This window comes from Enterobacter cloacae complex sp. S1 (assembly GCF_014930525.1).
Lineage (GTDB): Bacteria > Pseudomonadota > Gammaproteobacteria > Enterobacterales > Enterobacteriaceae > Enterobacter > Enterobacter hormaechei_C.
Window position 1 is genome coordinate 293,184 of record NZ_JADBRE010000017.1, and the last position, 15,171, is coordinate 308,354.

Annotated in this window: 13 protein-coding genes and 1 tRNA gene; 2 read left to right on the forward strand and 12 right to left on the reverse strand. The window is 55.4% G+C overall.

Annotated elements, in window-relative coordinates:
• Position 1 precedes the first annotated feature (1 nt).
• Positions 2-2,584: a leucine--tRNA ligase gene (gene leuS / locus IM290_RS13115; RefSeq protein WP_193041717.1), complete on the reverse strand. Its 2,583-nt coding sequence runs from the start codon at positions 2,582-2,584 to the stop codon at positions 2-4.
• 214 nt (positions 2,585-2,798) lie between these two features.
• Between leuS and IM290_RS13120 the strand changes: the two genes are divergently transcribed.
• Positions 2,799-3,281, forward strand: a complete 483-nt coding sequence (locus IM290_RS13120; RefSeq protein ID WP_003858689.1) for a zinc ribbon-containing protein — start codon at positions 2,799-2,801, stop codon at positions 3,279-3,281.
• Positions 3,282-3,337: 56 nt separating this feature from the next.
• Here the strand turns inward: IM290_RS13120 and rihA are convergent, their stop codons facing one another.
• From rihA to miaB, 10 genes are all read right to left on the reverse strand, one after another.
• Positions 3,338-4,279 (reverse strand): pyrimidine-specific ribonucleoside hydrolase RihA, encoded by a 942-nt coding sequence (rihA, locus tag IM290_RS13125; RefSeq protein WP_045142398.1) that lies wholly within the window; start codon positions 4,277-4,279, stop codon positions 3,338-3,340.
• Between the two features lie 119 nt (positions 4,280-4,398).
• On the reverse strand, positions 4,399-5,124 hold the full coding sequence (locus IM290_RS13130) for an amino acid ABC transporter ATP-binding protein (protein WP_017382465.1): 726 nt from the start codon (positions 5,122-5,124) through the stop codon (positions 4,399-4,401).
• Positions 5,124-5,798, reverse strand: a complete 675-nt coding sequence (gltK, locus tag IM290_RS13135; protein WP_003858686.1) for a glutamate/aspartate ABC transporter permease GltK — start codon at positions 5,796-5,798, stop codon at positions 5,124-5,126. Before gltK ends, IM290_RS13130 begins: the two co-directional genes overlap by 1 nt.
• Positions 5,799-6,539 carry a glutamate/aspartate ABC transporter permease GltJ gene (gene gltJ, locus IM290_RS13140; protein ID WP_063855159.1) on the reverse strand — a complete coding sequence of 247 codons (741 nt, stop codon included), beginning with the start codon at positions 6,537-6,539 and terminating at the stop codon, positions 5,799-5,801.
• A 155-nt stretch (positions 6,540-6,694) separates the two neighbouring features.
• A complete protein-coding gene (locus tag IM290_RS13145; RefSeq protein WP_003858681.1) occupies positions 6,695-7,600 on the reverse strand; it encodes an amino acid ABC transporter substrate-binding protein in 906 nt (301 codons plus the stop codon).
• Between the two features lie 383 nt (positions 7,601-7,983).
• Positions 7,984-9,522, reverse strand: a complete 1,539-nt coding sequence (lnt, locus tag IM290_RS13150; protein WP_193041716.1) for an apolipoprotein N-acyltransferase — start codon at positions 9,520-9,522, stop codon at positions 7,984-7,986.
• A gap of 5 nt (positions 9,523-9,527) precedes the next feature.
• Positions 9,528-10,406 carry a CNNM family magnesium/cobalt transport protein CorC gene (gene corC, locus IM290_RS13155; RefSeq protein WP_003858679.1) on the reverse strand — a complete coding sequence of 293 codons (879 nt, stop codon included), beginning with the start codon at positions 10,404-10,406 and terminating at the stop codon, positions 9,528-9,530.
• An 84-nt stretch (positions 10,407-10,490) separates the two neighbouring features.
• A complete protein-coding gene (ybeY, locus tag IM290_RS13160; RefSeq protein ID WP_193041715.1) occupies positions 10,491-10,958 on the reverse strand; it encodes an rRNA maturation RNase YbeY in 468 nt (155 codons plus the stop codon).
• The gene (locus tag IM290_RS13165; RefSeq protein ID WP_003858674.1) at positions 10,955-12,001 is read right to left on the reverse strand and encodes a PhoH family protein; all 1,047 of its coding nucleotides are present in this window, start codon (positions 11,999-12,001) and stop codon (positions 10,955-10,957) included. The genes ybeY and IM290_RS13165 overlap by 4 nt, the downstream gene beginning before the upstream one ends.
• 163 nt (positions 12,002-12,164) lie before the next feature.
• On the reverse strand, positions 12,165-13,589 hold the full coding sequence (miaB, locus tag IM290_RS13170; RefSeq protein ID WP_015571130.1) for a tRNA (N6-isopentenyl adenosine(37)-C2)-methylthiotransferase MiaB: 1,425 nt from the start codon (positions 13,587-13,589) through the stop codon (positions 12,165-12,167).
• 135 nt (positions 13,590-13,724) lie between these two features.
• Here miaB and ubiF point away from each other — a divergent pair, with 135 nt between their 5' ends.
• Positions 13,725-14,900 (forward strand): 3-demethoxyubiquinol 3-hydroxylase, encoded by a 1,176-nt coding sequence (ubiF, locus tag IM290_RS13175; RefSeq protein ID WP_003858670.1) that lies wholly within the window; start codon positions 13,725-13,727, stop codon positions 14,898-14,900.
• Positions 14,901-14,996: 96 nt separating this feature from the next.
• On the opposite strand, the gene IM290_RS13180 is transcribed toward ubiF, so the two are convergent.
• Positions 14,997-15,071: transfer RNA gene (locus tag IM290_RS13180), tRNA-Gln, on the reverse strand.
• Positions 15,072-15,171 lie beyond the last annotated feature (100 nt).

Genomic DNA, 15,171 nt, shown 5'->3' on the forward strand with positions numbered 1-15,171 from the left:
CTTAGCCAACGACCAGATTCAGCAGTTTACCAGGTACGTAGATCACTTTACGTACGGTAACGCCCTCAAGGTATTTCGCGACCAGATGCTCCTGGCTTGCGCGCTCGCGAACCTGTTCTTCGGTTGCGTCGACCGCGACGGTAATTTTACCGCGCACTTTACCGTTAACCTGCACCACCACCAGCGTGGTGTTTTCCACCATAGCGGATTCATCCGCCACTGGCCACGGCGCGTTGTCGATATCGCCTTCGCCTTTCAGCTCCTGCCACAGGGTGAAGCTAACGTGCGGCGTGAACGGGTTAAGCATGCGAACGACCGCCAGCAGCGCTTCACGCATTAAGGCGCGATCCTGCTCGCCGTCCTGCGGGGCTTTCGCCAGCTTGTTCATCAGTTCCATAATAGCCGCAATTGCGGTATTGAAGGTCTGACGACGACCAATATCATCGGTGACTTTCGCAATGGTTTTATGAACATCACGACGCAGCGCCTGCTGATCTTCGCTCAGTGCAGCCACGTTCAGCGCTGGCGCATCACCCTGAGAGGTGTGCTCGTACACCAGTTTCCAGACGCGTTTCAGGAAGCGGTTTGCCCCTTCAACGCCGGATTCCTGCCATTCCAGCGTCATATCTGCCGGGGAGGCGAACATCATGAACAGACGCACGGTGTCAGCGCCGTAACGCTCAACCATTACCTGCGGGTCGATACCGTTATTTTTCGACTTGGACATCTTGCTCATGCCGGTATACACCAGTTCATGACCTTCGGCGTCTTTCGCCTTCACGATACGGCCTTTCTCGTCGCGCTCCACAATCGCATCAACCGGAGAAACCCAGTTACGCTCGCCGTTCGCGCCAACGTAGTAGAACGCATCTGCCAGCACCATACCCTGACACAGCAGCTGTTTTGCCGGCTCGTCGGAGTTGACGAGGCCTGCGTCACGCATCAGTTTGTGGAAGAAGCGGAAGTAGAGCAGGTGCATGATGGCGTGTTCAATGCCACCGATGTAGATGTCTACCGGCAGCCAGTAGTTTGCTGCATCGGAATCCAGCATGCCTTCTTTGTACTGCGGGCAGGTGTAGCGCGCATAGTACCAGGAGGATTCCATAAAGGTGTCGAAGGTGTCGGTTTCACGCAGCGCTGGCTGACCGTTGACGGTGGTTTTCGCCCACTCAGGATCGGCTTTGATCGGGCTGGTGATGCCGTCCATGACCACGTCTTCCGGCAGGATCACCGGCAGCTGATCTTCCGGCGTTGGCATCACGGTGCCATCTTCCAGAGTCACCATTGGGATTGGCGCACCCCAGTAACGCTGACGGGAAACGCCCCAGTCGCGCAGACGGTAGTTCACTTTACGCTCGCCCACGCCCAGGGAGGCCAGCTTGTCGGCGATGGCGTTGAAGCCTTCTTCGAAGCTCAGGCCGCTGAACTCACCGGAGTTAAACAGGGTGCCTTTTTCAGTCAGCGCTTGCTCAGAGAGATCGGGCTCAGAGCCGTCAGCGGCAAGAATAACAGGCTTGATGGTCAGGCCGTATTTGGTGGCAAATTCGTAGTCGCGCTGGTCGTGACCCGGCACGGCCATCACTGCGCCTGTGCCGTATTCCATCAGTACGAAGTTGGCTGCCCAGACAGGGATCGCTTCGCCCGTCAGCGGGTGAATGGCTTTAAAGCCGGTATCAACGCCTTTTTTTTCCATCGTCGCCATGTCGGCTTCGGCCACTTTAGTATTGCGGCATTCGTTGATGAAGGTCGCCAGTTCCGGATTGTTTTCTGCCGCTTTCTGCGCCAGCGGGTGACCTGCGGCCACGGCCAGGTAGGTCGCGCCCATGAAGGTGTCCGGACGGGTGGTATAGACGGTCAGGGTCTGGTCGTAGTTCTCAACGTTGAAGGTAATTTCCACACCTTCGGAACGGCCGATCCAGTTGCGCTGCATGGTCTTAACGGTATCTGGCCAGTGGTCCAGATTATCCAGATCGTTCAGCAGTTCGTCAGCGTAGGCGGTGATTTTGATAAACCACTGTGGGATCTCTTTACGCTCTACTTTGGTGTCGCAGCGCCAGCAGCAGCCGTCGATAACCTGCTCGTTCGCGAGAACGGTCTGGTCATTCGGACACCAGTTAACGGCAGAGGTCTTCTTGTACACCAGGCCTTTTTTATACAGCTCGGTGAAGAATTTCTGCTCCCAGCGGTAGTATTCCGGGGTACAGGTTGCCAGCTCGCGGCTCCAGTCATAGCCAAAGCCCAGCATTTTCAGCTGGTTTTTCATGTACGCAATGTTGTCGTACGTCCACGGAGCCGGTGCCGTGTTGTTTTTCACCGCCGCGCCTTCAGCAGGCAGGCCGAACGCATCCCAGCCGATAGGCTGAAGAACGTTTTTGCCCAGCATACGCTGGTAGCGCGCAATCACGTCACCGATGGTGTAGTTACGCACGTGGCCCATGTGTAGTCGACCAGAAGGATAGGGAAGCATCGACAGGCAGTAATACTTCTCTTTGCTCTCGTCTTCGGTTACTTCAAAGGTGCGCTTCTCGTCCCAGTGTTGCTGGACTTTTGATTCTATCTCTTCCGGGCGGTATTGCTCTTGCATGGCAGCCAGTGGTCCTGTGTTCAATACAGCTACAAATGTAGCCAATGGATGTGGTAATTCAGATCCGCATAGCATAGCCCAAACGCCCGCGTCAAAACAGCCTTTCACGCAAATGCACTTTGCAGGAATTTACCGGGTCTGTGCTTCACCTGACAAAGCGGCGGCGAAATAAGGTCTATTATTAGAGACAGTTACTTACCCGGGAGGCAAAATGATGAACAAGGTTGCTCAATTTTACCGTGAACTGGTAGCGACTCTGACGGAACGGCTGCGTAACGGCGAGCGTGATATCGACGCGCTGGTCGAACAGGCACGCGCACGCGTGACGCAAACGGGTGAGTTAACGCGAACCGAAGTGGAAGAGGTGACGCGCGCCGTGCGCCGTGACCTGGAGGAGTTCGCGCGAAGCTATGAAGAGAGCCAGGACGAGATCGCCGACAGCGTTTTTATGCGGGTCATCAAAGAGAGCCTGTGGCAGGAGCTGGCGGATATTACCGATAAAACTCAGCTGGAATGGCGTGAGGTGTTTCAGGATTTAAACCACCACGGTGTCTATCACAGCGGCGAAGTAGTGGGGTTGGGGAACCTGGTGTGTGAGAAGTGCCACCACCATATCGCCGTTTATACGCCGGAGGTGCTGTCGCTGTGTCCGAAGTGCGGGCACGACCAGTTCCAGCGTCGGCCGTTTGAGCCGTAGGTAAAAGCAAAACTGTTTGCACCCTCTCCCTGTCGGAGAGGGTCGGGGTGAGGGCATCAGGCCGCAGAATAATAAGCCAGCCGCTCCGCCAGTAAATCCACAAACGCTTCCCGATCGATATCCACCATTACCGTCGTATTCGGCTTGTTTCCCGTCAATGAGTAATAGTCCACCACCGTCATTCCCTGGGTATATTTCCCCTGTGTTTCCACACCAACCCAACGCTCGACCGTGGTAAACATTTCCGGCTTCAGCAGCCAGGCGATGGTGCATGGGTCATGCAGCGGGGCGCCGTGGAAGCCCCACTTCTCGGCTTTGTGATACTCCATAAAGAAGTCGAGCAGCTCGGCCACGGTCGTTGCAACCGGGTTGCCCACGGCGCGGAAGCGTTCAATATCGTCTGTCATAATCTGTGCCCGATGCGTCACGTCCAGCCCCGCCATCACAATCGGCAGGCCCGACTGGAAGACGATTTCCGCGGCTTCCGGGTCAACGAAGATGTTGAACTCTGCTGCTGGCGTCCAGTTCCCCAGCCCCATTGCCCCGCCCATGATGACGATACGGGCGATGTTGCTGTGCAGTTCAGGATGGCTGTTCAGCAGCAGCGCTACGTTGGTCTGCGGGCCGGTCGCCACCAGCGTCACGGGCTCTGCGCTCTCACGCAGCACCTTCGCCATGAGCTCGACGGCAGTGCAGTTTTGCGGTGCGAAATTCGGCTCCGGTAGCGCCGGGCCATCCAGCCCACTCTCACCGTGAACATTATCCGCAATGATCAGCTCGCGCATCAGTGGCTTAACGGCGCCACCTGCGACCGGAATATCGGTGCGTTTCAGCAGCGTCAACATCCGCAACACGTTTCGTAAGGTTTTATCCGGCGTCTGGTTCCCGGCGGAGGAGGTGACAGCTTTTACGTCCAGTTCAGGGGAAGCAAGAGCAAGGACGAGTGCGATCGCGTCATCATGACCCGGATCGCAGTCGAGAATAATTGGCTGTGCCATAGCGTTCTCCATTCTCAGCATTATTTGTGACAAGGTTAACGCTGCGATGTGACGCCGAATAGAAAAAGAGATCTAAAGCGTGAAGCAGTGCGCAATCCGCAGATTGCGCACTAAAAAGATTAATGCAGGATTTTGGCGAGGAAGTCTTTTGCACGTTCAGATTTAGGATTTGCGAAGAACTCTTCTTTTGGTGAGTCTTCAACAATTTTCCCTTCATCCATGAAGATCACGCGGTTGGCCACTTTACGGGCGAAGCCCATTTCGTGCGTCACCACCATCATGGTCATCCCTTCGTGCGCCAGCTCCACCATGACGTCCAGCACTTCGTTGATCATCTCAGGGTCGAGCGCGGACGTCGGCTCATCAAACAGCATTGCCACCGGATCCATGCACAGCGCACGCGCGATTGCCACACGCTGCTGTTGGCCGCCCGAAAGCTGGGCCGGGAACTTATTCGCATGCGCAGACAGCCCGACGCGTTCCAGCAGCTTCAGCCCCTTTTCGCGCGCCGCTTTTTTGTCGCGTTTCAGCACCTTGACCTGCGCCAGCGTCAGGTTCTCAATGATGGACAGGTGAGGGAACAGCTCAAAATGCTGGAACACCATCCCTACGTGGGAGCGAAGCTGGGCAAGGTTGGTTTTCCTGTCATTTACTTTGGTGCCGTTAACGACAATCTCGCCCTGCTGGACAGGTTCCAGCCCATTAACGGTTTTGATAAGCGTGGACTTACCGGAACCGGACGGGCCGCATACCACTACCACATCGCCTTTTTTTACTTCTGTTGAGCAGTCGGTCAGCACCTGAAAGTGCCCATACCATTTAGAAACATTTTTCAGGGAAATCATTATACCGTCCTTTTCTTCAGCCAACTGACCAACAGCGATGCGCTTAAACTAATCACAAAATAGACCCCGCCCGCGAAGAGGATCATCTCAACCTGCGTTCCGTCACGTTCGCCAATGGTGGAGGCGGTACGGAAGAAGTCTGCCAGACTCAGCACGTAGACCAGGGAGGTATCCTGGAACAGGACGATGCCCTGCGTCAGCAGCAGCGGAACCATGGCGCGAAACGCCTGCGGCAAAATAATGAGCTTCATGGACTGCCAGTGCGTCATACCGAGCGCCAGCGCAGCGCTGGACTGCCCGCGAGAGATACTCTGAATACCTGCGCGGATGATCTCTGAGTAGTAGGCGGCTTCAAACATGGAAAACGCCACCATGGCAGAGATCAGGCGGATATCGGTCTTTGGCGACAGTCCCAGTACGTTCTGTAAAAAGCCGGGAACAATCAGATAAAACCACAGCAGCACCATGACCAGTGGAATGGAGCGGAATACGTTAACGTAAGCCGTGGCAAACCAGGCGAGCGGCTTAAAGCTCGACAGGCGCATCACTGCCAGCAGGGTGCCCCAGACGATACCGACGATAATGGCGATAACGGTGATCTTTAAGGTGATTGCCAGTCCATCCAGCAGATAGGGCATGGAGGGAACAATGGAACTCCAGTCAAAATCGTACATTTATTTGCCCCCCAGATTGCCCGGCAGGCGTACTTTGCGTTCAACCAGGTTCATCACCAGCATGATGAAAGCGTTAATCAGAACATAGGCGAGCGTAATCGCCGTGAAGGATTCCCAGGCGTGAGCGGAGTAATCCAGCAGTTTGCCCGCCTGTGCCGCCATATCCACCAGACCGATGGTTGAGGCGATAGCCGAGTTTTTTACCAGGTTCATCATCTCGGACGTCATCGGCGGAACGATGACGCGGTAAGCGTTAGGCAGCAGTACGTAACGGTAGGTCTGGGGCAGAGTCAGGCCCATTGCCAGTGCCGCATTCTTTTGCCCGCGCGGCAGTGACTGTATGGCGGCACGTACCTGCTCGCAGACGCGCGCAGCGGTGAACAGCCCCAGACACAGCATAGAGGAGACAAAAAATTGTACGTTAGGATCCAGCTCGGCCTTAAACCACATGCCAAGATCTTCCGGCAGCAGTTCCGGGATCACCAGATACCACGTAAAGAACTGCACGATCAGCGGAACGTTACGGAACAGTTCCACATAGAGCGTGCCAATCGAAGAGAGAAAACGGTTAGGGACGGTACGCAGAATACCGAACAGCGAACCGACAAGAAACGCGATAATCCACGCCGTTATCGATAACGCAACGGTAACCTGAAAGCCGCTCCACAGCCAGCCGAGATAGGTGGTGTTGCCGAACGGGGCTTGTTGCAGAAAGATGCCCCAGTTCCAGTCAATTGACATAGTAAACTCCAGAAAAAAAAGGGTAGCAGCGCTACCCTCGAAGATTGGTGAGAAGCTCAATTTTTGCGCTGAGTGGGGAACGACCACTCAACGTATAGTCTGTCCATGCTTCCCGACAATCGAGAGGGCAGGAGATCCCGCCCCTGTCGTTCTAATTAGTTAAGAGCTTTGTCGTTTGGTGATTTGAACAGCGCTTTCATGTCGTCAGACAGTTCAAAGTTCATGTTCAGGTTTTTTGGTGGAATTGGGTTCTTGAACCATTTGTCGAACCATTTTGCCGCTTCGCCGGAGGTTTGCGCCTGAGCGATGGTGTCATCGATCAGTTTCTTGAAGTCCTCGTCACCTTTACGCAGCATACAGCCGTAGGCTTCTTTCGACTGGGCGGTACCGACGATTTCCCAGTTGTCTGGTTTCTTCGCTTTCGCGCGTTCGCCCGCCAGCAGGGCGTCATCCATCATAAACGCGACAGCACGGCCGCTTTCCAGGGTACGGAAGGAGTCGCCATGGTCTTTCGCGCTGATGATGCGCATGTCCATTTTCTTCTCGTCGTTCAGCTTGTGCAGCAGCACTTCGGACGTGGTACCGGAGGTCACGACAACCGCTTTGCCTTTCAGGTCAGCAAAATCTTTGATGTCGCCGCCTTTCTTCGTCAGCAGGCGGGTGCCCACAACGAAGATGGTGTCCGAGAAAGCGGCCTGTTTCTGACGCTCAAGGTTGTTGGTGGTTGAGCCACATTCAAAATCAAATGTGCCGTTTTGCAGCAGAGGAATACGGTTTTGTGAAGTGATGGGGATCAGCTTCACTTGCAGGTCAGGTTTGTTCAGCTTTTTCTTCACGGCTTCAACGATGGCGTTGGAGTAATCCTGTGAATAGCCCACGACTTTTTGCGTGTTGTCGTAGTAAGAGAACGGGACAGAAGATTCACGGTGGCCGACCACGATCACGCCGTTTTTGGCAATCTTGTCGAGAGTGCTTCCTGCTGCCGGAGCGTCTTCAGCGTGGACAACCCCCGCAGACATTCCCATAACCAGCATTGCTGTGGCCAGTTTACGTAATTGCATACCCAACTCCTTTCTTATCAGCGCCAGTGACGCATAGATACCCATTGTGATGTTGTTATATCTCGCGCAATGCGAGTGCAGTGTTATGCAAGCTTGTTAACATTTAGTCTGGCTTAATGTAAAGATTTTGCTGCGTTATTGTTTATTTTTGCGAAGCGCGCCGCACCATTCAGAGGCAATAATCCCTCGTTGCACCGTTTCGGTGCTACCGATGATCTACGCTGGTGCGACAAAGTTGCACGTTAAGCCAGACAGCGTTGATGTGAATAAACAAAGCAACAGGCGTGCCAGAATTGAAGTTTGGGAGAAAATTGTCGGGTGGTGGCGGCGCTGGAGAGTAGGCCGGGTAAGGCGTAGCCGCTACCCGGCAACAGAAGGTAAGGTTATTTACGACGCTGACGCAGGCTCATCAGTACTGCGCCAAAGCCGAACAGCAAGGTCAAAATCCACAGCGGCCAGTTCCCGGTGCGCGCGTAAGGCGTAAGCCCGGTAGTTGGCGTGACGTTAGTAGTCAGCACCTCACGGGTAAATTGCGGGATCATGGCCTGGATTTCACCCTGCGGACCAATCACGGCGGTAATGCCGTTATTGGTGCTGCGCAGCAACGGACGCGCCAGCTCCAGAGAGCGCATTCGCGCCATCTGGAAGTGCTGCCACGGGCCAATCGATTTACCGAACCACGCATCGTTTGAGATGGTCAGCAGATAGTCGGTGTCCGGGCGGAAATTATCGCGCACCTGCTCGCCGAGGATAATCTCGTAGCAAATGGCGGCCGTCAGGGCAAAACCGTGCGCATGCAGCTGCGGCTGAACGTAAGGGCCCCGGCTGAATGAGGACATCGGCAAATCAAAGAACGGTGCCAGTGGGCGCAGAATAGACTCCAGCGGAACAAATTCGCCAAACGGTACAAGGTGGTTTTTGTTGTAGCGATTGGTGGAGGTATAGCTGTATTCGCTGTCCTTACCGAGCGTAATGATCGTGTTGTACGTGTCATAGCGGTTCTGCTGATTGAGACGCGCATCCACAATTCCGGTGATCAGCGTACTGCCGCGCGCGCGCAGCAGATCATCCATCATCTTCAGGAAGGGCTGCTGATTGATCTCCAGGTCCGGGATCGCAGACTCAGGCCAGATGATGAGCTGCGATTTGCCCATCACCTTTTCAGTGGCGTTGGCGTAGATTTTCAGCGTGTTCAGCAGCTGATTCTCATCCCATTTCAGGGACTGTGGGATATCGCCCTGGACCAGAGAAACCTGCGTGGCGCGCGCGGGCTCCAGCGTAAACCACTGGATATAACGCAGCGGGAAGGGCAGGGCAAACAGGATTAACGCGGCAACCAGCGGCTTCCAGTTACGTGTCACCAGAGCCAGCACCAGCAGGCCGCTGACCGCCATGAGCAGGAAGTTGATCGCCTCCACGCCCATGACCGGGGCCAGGCCTTTCAGCGGGCCGTCTACCTGGCTATAGCCGAACTGCAACCACGGGAAGCCGGTCAGTACCCAGCCGCGCAGAAATTCGGTGATTTGCCAGACAACGGGCGCCGCTATCGCCACGCGCAGCCAGGTCGTTTTTGGCCACAGGCGAGACAGGATGCCCGCGAACAGGCCGGTGTAGAGCGAGAGATAGGCGGCGAGCAGCACAACCAGGAAGACGTTAACCGGCCCCGGCATTCCGCCAAATTGCGCGATACTGACGTAGACCCAGTTGATACCAGAGCCGAACAGCCCCAGCCCCCAGACGTAGCCAATGGCCGCGGCCTGTACCGGACGACGGTTCAGGGTAAGACCCTGTAGCCCCATCAGGGAGAGAATAGCGGCCGGCCAGATATCGTAAGGAGAAAAAGCCAGCGTACCGCTGGCTCCGAGTAACAGCGCCAGCAGCAAACGGACGCGCTGGCGTTCAAAGAGTGGGGCAAATGCCATTTACATTAATCTTCCAGTTTTGGCACCGGTGAGTCGTCCGGCATTCTGACGTGAACCTGAATAATACGTCGGCTGTCAGCCATTGCGACCTTGAACTGGTAACCATCGATGTCAACGGTTTCTCCGCGGGCCGGAAGATGGCCGAAGGCCTGCATCACCAGACCACCAATGGTGTCCACTTCTTCATCGCTGAAGCTGGTGCCAAAGGTATCGTTGAAGTCTTCAATGGAGGCCAGCGCGCGCACGGTCCAGGTGTGGCGGCTCAGCTGACGGAAGTCGATATCCTCTTCTTCGTCATACTCATCTTCGATTTCGCCCACGATCAGCTCAAGGATGTCTTCGATTGTGACCAGACCGGAAACGCCACCAAATTCATCAATAACAATCGCCATGTGATAGCGCTGGGAGCGAAACTCCTTCAGCATCCGATCCACACGTTTACTTTCCGGCACAACCACGGCCGGGCGTAACACCTTTTCCATACTGAAGGCTTCGGCATCGCTGCGCATAAACGGCAGCAGATCTTTCGCCATCAAAATCCCTTCAATGTGATCTTTATCTTCGCTGATGACCGGGAAACGTGAGTGAGCCGATTCGATAATCACATCGAGGCACTCGTCCAGCGTCTGGTTGCGTTTCAGGGTAATCATCTGCGAGCGGGGGATCATGATGTCGCGGACGCGCTGGTCGGCGATGTCCATCACCCCTTCGAGCATTTCGCGCGTATCTTCGTCGATAAGGTCGTTCTGCCCGGAATCACGAATCAGCTCCAGCAGTTCATCACGGTTTTTCGGTTCGCCGTGGAAAAGCTGGTTCAGAATGAGGGAGAAAAATCCCTTTTTAGTGGTTGTCGTGTCGCTACTGTGTGAATTGTCGTCGCTCATGGCGTTTGTTAAGGGTTCTCTTGTTAGTTCAATATTAACCGCCGCGCTATGTCCCTGCGCGGCGGCATGGTAGTCAGTGACTGACTATTCTTTCTCGGCAATGTACGGATCCTCATAGCCCAGAGCAAGCATTATCTCTGTCTCGAGGGATTCCATCTCTTCCGCTTCGTCATCTTCAATATGGTCGTAACCCAGAAGATGCAGGCTACCGTGCACCACCATGTGTGCCCAGTGCGCTTCCAGCGGCTTTTGCTGCTCTTTGGCTTCCTGCTCAACCACCTGACGGCAGATGATCAGATCGCCCAGCAGCGGCATCTCAATGCCCGGAGGGGCTTCGAACGGGAAAGAGAGCACGTTGGTCGGCTTATCTTTCCCGCGGTAGGTCAGGTTGAGCTCATGGCTTTCTGCTTCATCCACCAGGCGAATCGTGATCTCTGATTCTTCCTGAAACTGGGGGATAACGGCATCCAGCCATTTCTGAAACTGTGCCTCTTCTGGCATGCCGGTATTATCATCACAGGCCAGCTGTAAATCGAGGATCACCTGACTCATTTCTGTTCATGCTCCTGCGCTTCGCGCTTACGTTCTGCGGCCAGTTCGGCCCTGCGCTTCTGATCTGCCTCTTCCCAGGCCTCATAAGCGTTAACGATACGCGCAACGACCGGATGGCGTACCACGTCTTCACTGTGGAAGAAGTTAAAGCTGATTTCCTCTACCTCGGCCAGGACTTCGATGGCGTGACGCAGACCCGATTTGGTGTTACGCGGCAGGTCAATCTGGGTGACGTCACCGGTGATAACCGCTTTCGAGTTAAAGCCAATACGCGTCAGGAACATCTTCATCTGTTCGATGGTGGTGTTCTGGCTCTCATCCAGAATGATGAACGCGTCGTTAAGCGTACGGCCACGCATGTAGGCCAGCGGAGCAACTTCAATCACGTTACGCTCGATGAGCTTTTCAACTTTCTCGAAGCCGAGCATTTCGAACAGCGCGTCATACAGCGGGCGCAGGTAGGGATCTACTTTCTGACTCAAATCGCCCGGCAGGAAGCCCAGTTTTTCACCGGCTTCAACAGCAGGCCGGGTCAGCAGGATACGGCGGATCTCCTGACGCTCGAGCGCATCGACCGCAGCGGCAACGGCCAGATAGGTTTTACCCGTACCCGCCGGACCCACGCCGAAGGTGATGTCGTGGTCGAGAATGTTGGCGATGTACTGCGCCTGGTTCGGGGTACGAGGCTTAATCACGCCGCGTTTAGTTTTGATGTTGATGGCTTTGCCATAGTCCGGCACGCTCTCCGCGCTCTGCTCAAGCACGCGTGCCTCTTTAATGGCCAGGTGGATCTGTTCAGGTTCAATATCCTGGATCTCACCGCGCATCGGGGCGGTATCAACATACAGGCTGCGGAGAATATCCGCCGCGGCGTTGACGCAGATTGGGCGTCCGGTGAGTTTGAAATGGTTATCGCGACGATTGATTTCGATACCCAGACGTCGCTCCAGTTGTTTGATGTTGTCATCAAACGGCCCGCACAGGCTCAGCAGGCGAGCGTTGTCTGCGGGCTCAAGGCTAATTTCACGCGTATCTATGTTCAAACTGTTCCTCTTTAATTGGTTAACTGACCTGTGGCCACACGGCGTAATAAAACGGTCATTACCGAAATTATTCACGCCACAGAATAAAGGCGCAAGCGTTGCGGTAGATATTGGGGGCGATGAGAGGAAATACAAGGCCTGCCGGACAGGCAGGCCAGAAGGATCAAGGCTGGTAAATACCCACGCCAGAATCGTTGACTTTGCGGGTGCGAGAGATAACGGATTCCGGAGTCTGTGCAATTCGCAGACCCATTTCGTCCTCAGTGCGTACCACCTTCCCGCGCAGCGAGTTCGTGAGTACTTCGACAATCTCGACGTCCACAAACTTACCGATCATGTCCGGGGTGCCTTCAAAATTCACCACGCGGTTATTTTCGGTTCGACCAGACAGTTCCATGACGCTCTTACGGGAGGTGCCTTCCACCAGAATACGCTGGACAGTGCCGAGCATACGACGACTCCAGGCGTTGGCCTGCTGGTTGATACGCTCCTGTAGAATATACAGACGCTGCTTTTTCTCTTCTTCCGGCACATCGTCAACCATATCGGCCGCAGGGGTGCCCGGGCGCGCAGAGAAGATAAAGCTGTAGCTGACGTCGAAATTCACCTCGCCGATAAGCTTCATGGTGCGCTCGAAGTCATCAGCGGTTTCGCCAGGGAAGCCGACGATAAAGTCGGAGCTAATCTGGATATCCGGGCGCGCTTCACGCAGCTTGCGGATGGTGGACTTATACTCGAGCACCGTATGTGGACGACCCATCAGGTTCAGCACGCGGTCAGAACCGCACTGGATCGGCAGGTGCAGGAAGCTCACCAGCTCTGGCGTATCGCGATAGACGTCAATAATGTCGTCGGTAAATTCCATCGGATGGCTGGTGGTAAAGCGAATGCGGTCGATGCCGTCAATCGCCGCCACCAGACGCAGCAGTTCAGCAAAGCTGCCGGTGGTGCCGTCGTAGTTTTCCCCGCGCCAGGCGTTTACGTTCTGACCCAGCAGGTTCACTTCACGAACGCCCTGCGCGGCAAGCTGCGCGATTTCAAACAGAATATCGTCTGCCGGGCGGCTCACTTCTTCACCGCGGGTGTAAGGCACCACGCAGTAAGTACAGTATTTGTTGCAGCCTTCCATGATGGAGACGAAGGCGGTCGGGCCATCAGCGCGCGGCTCAGGCAGACGGTCAAATTTCTCGATCTCCGGGAAGCTCACGTCAACCACCGGGCTACGGCTGCCGCGAACCTGATTAATCATCTCTGGCAGGCGGTGCAGGGTCTGAGGGCCAAAAACGATATCCACATAGGGGGCTCTCTGGCGGATCAGCTTACCTTCCTGCGATGCGACGCAGCCACCCACGCCAATAATCAGGTCCGGATTTTTCCGTTTGAGAAGCTTCCAGCGGCCTAACACATGAAAAACTTTTTCCTGTGCTTTTTCACGAATTGAACAGGTGTTCAGCAGCAGCACATCGGCTTCTTTCGCATTTTCAGTCAGCTGGTATCCGTGGGTGGTATCCAGCAGATCGGCCATCTTCGATGAATCGTATTCGTTCATCTGACAGCCCCAGGTTTTTATATGGAGTTTTTTAGTCATCGACTTGCTCAGCTCAGGATTGCAAGCCGCGTATTGTAATGCTTTGGTGCGGTTGTGACCAGTATGAAGGTTGTCAACCTCAGGGCCGCAAAAATCCGGTAAACTTAAGGTATTCTCCAATAAGGAATAGTGACCATGACACTCCTGAACACCGAAGTTGCCGTTGTTGGCGGCGGTATGGTCGGCGGCGCACTGGCGCTGGGGCTGGCGCAGCAGGGATTTGACGTAACCGTTATTGAACAGGCGGCTCCGCCGGCATTCGATCCTGCCAGCCAACCGGACGTGCGTATTTCCGCCATCAGCGCGGCCTCTGTTGATCTGCTTCGCGGGCTGGGCGTCTGGGAGGCGGTGCTGGCGATGCGCGCGCACCCATACAGCCGTCTTGAAACCTGGGAGTGGGAAAATGCTCACGTGTCGTTTGATGCCGCCGAGCTGAAACTGCCGCGCCTGGGCTATATGGTGGAAAACAACGTGCTCCAGCAGGCACTCTGGCAGGCGCTGGAGGCGCACCCGAAGGTGACGCTGCGCGTTCCGGACTCGCTGAAAGGCCTGCATCGTCATGAGGGCGGGTATCTCCTGACGCTGGACAACGACGATGAGCTGGCCGTGAAACTGGTGGTGGGGGCGGATGGCGCGAACTCGCAGGTCAGGCAGATGGCAGGCATTGGGATCCATGCCTGGCAGTACCAGCAGTCCTGCATGCTGATCACCGTGCAGTCAGAAAACGCGCCGGGCGAAAGCACCTGGCAGCATTTTACGCCGAACGGCCCGCATGCATTCTTACCGCTGTTTGATAACTGGGCTTCGCTGGTGTGGTACGACAAACCGGCGCGCATTCGACAGTTGCAGGGGCTGTCCATGGATCAGTTGCAGCGCGAAATCCGCCAGCACTTCCCGAGCCGTCTGGGCAACGTGACCCCGGTTGCCGCCGGCGCATTCCCGCTGATGCGACGCCATGCGTTGCAGTATGCCCGTGAAGGACTGGTGCTGGTGGGGGACGCGGCGCACACCATTCATCCGCTGGCGGGGCAGGGGGTGAATCTGGGATACCGTGACGTCGATGCGTTACTGGATGTGCTGGGTAACGCTCGCGCCCACGCGGAAGCCTGGGCCAGCCATCAGGTACTGAAGCGCTACCAGACGCGCCGTATGGCGGATAACTTCATTATGCAGTCGGGGATGGATCTGTTCTATGCTGGGTTCAGCAACGATGTTGGTCCGGTGCGTATAGTGCGCAATATTGGATTGATGGCAGCGGAACGCGCCGGTGGTCTGAAGCGTCAGGCCCTGAAATATGCCCTCGGACTCTGATCTTTATTCCCTCTCCCCGTGGGAGAGGGCATCAGGCCGCACTATTCTGAACAACAAAAACAAAAAAGCCCGCAGAGCGGGCTTGTTTGTTTTAAGTGGCTGGGGTGCAGGGATTCGAACCCCGGAATGCTGGTATCAGAAACCAGAGCCTTACCGCTTGGCGACACCCCAATTGCGTTAAACAAACTGCTTAACGACTTTAAAGTGGCTGGGGTACGAGGATTCGAACCTCGGAATGCCGGAATCAGAATCCGGTGCCTTACCGCTTGGC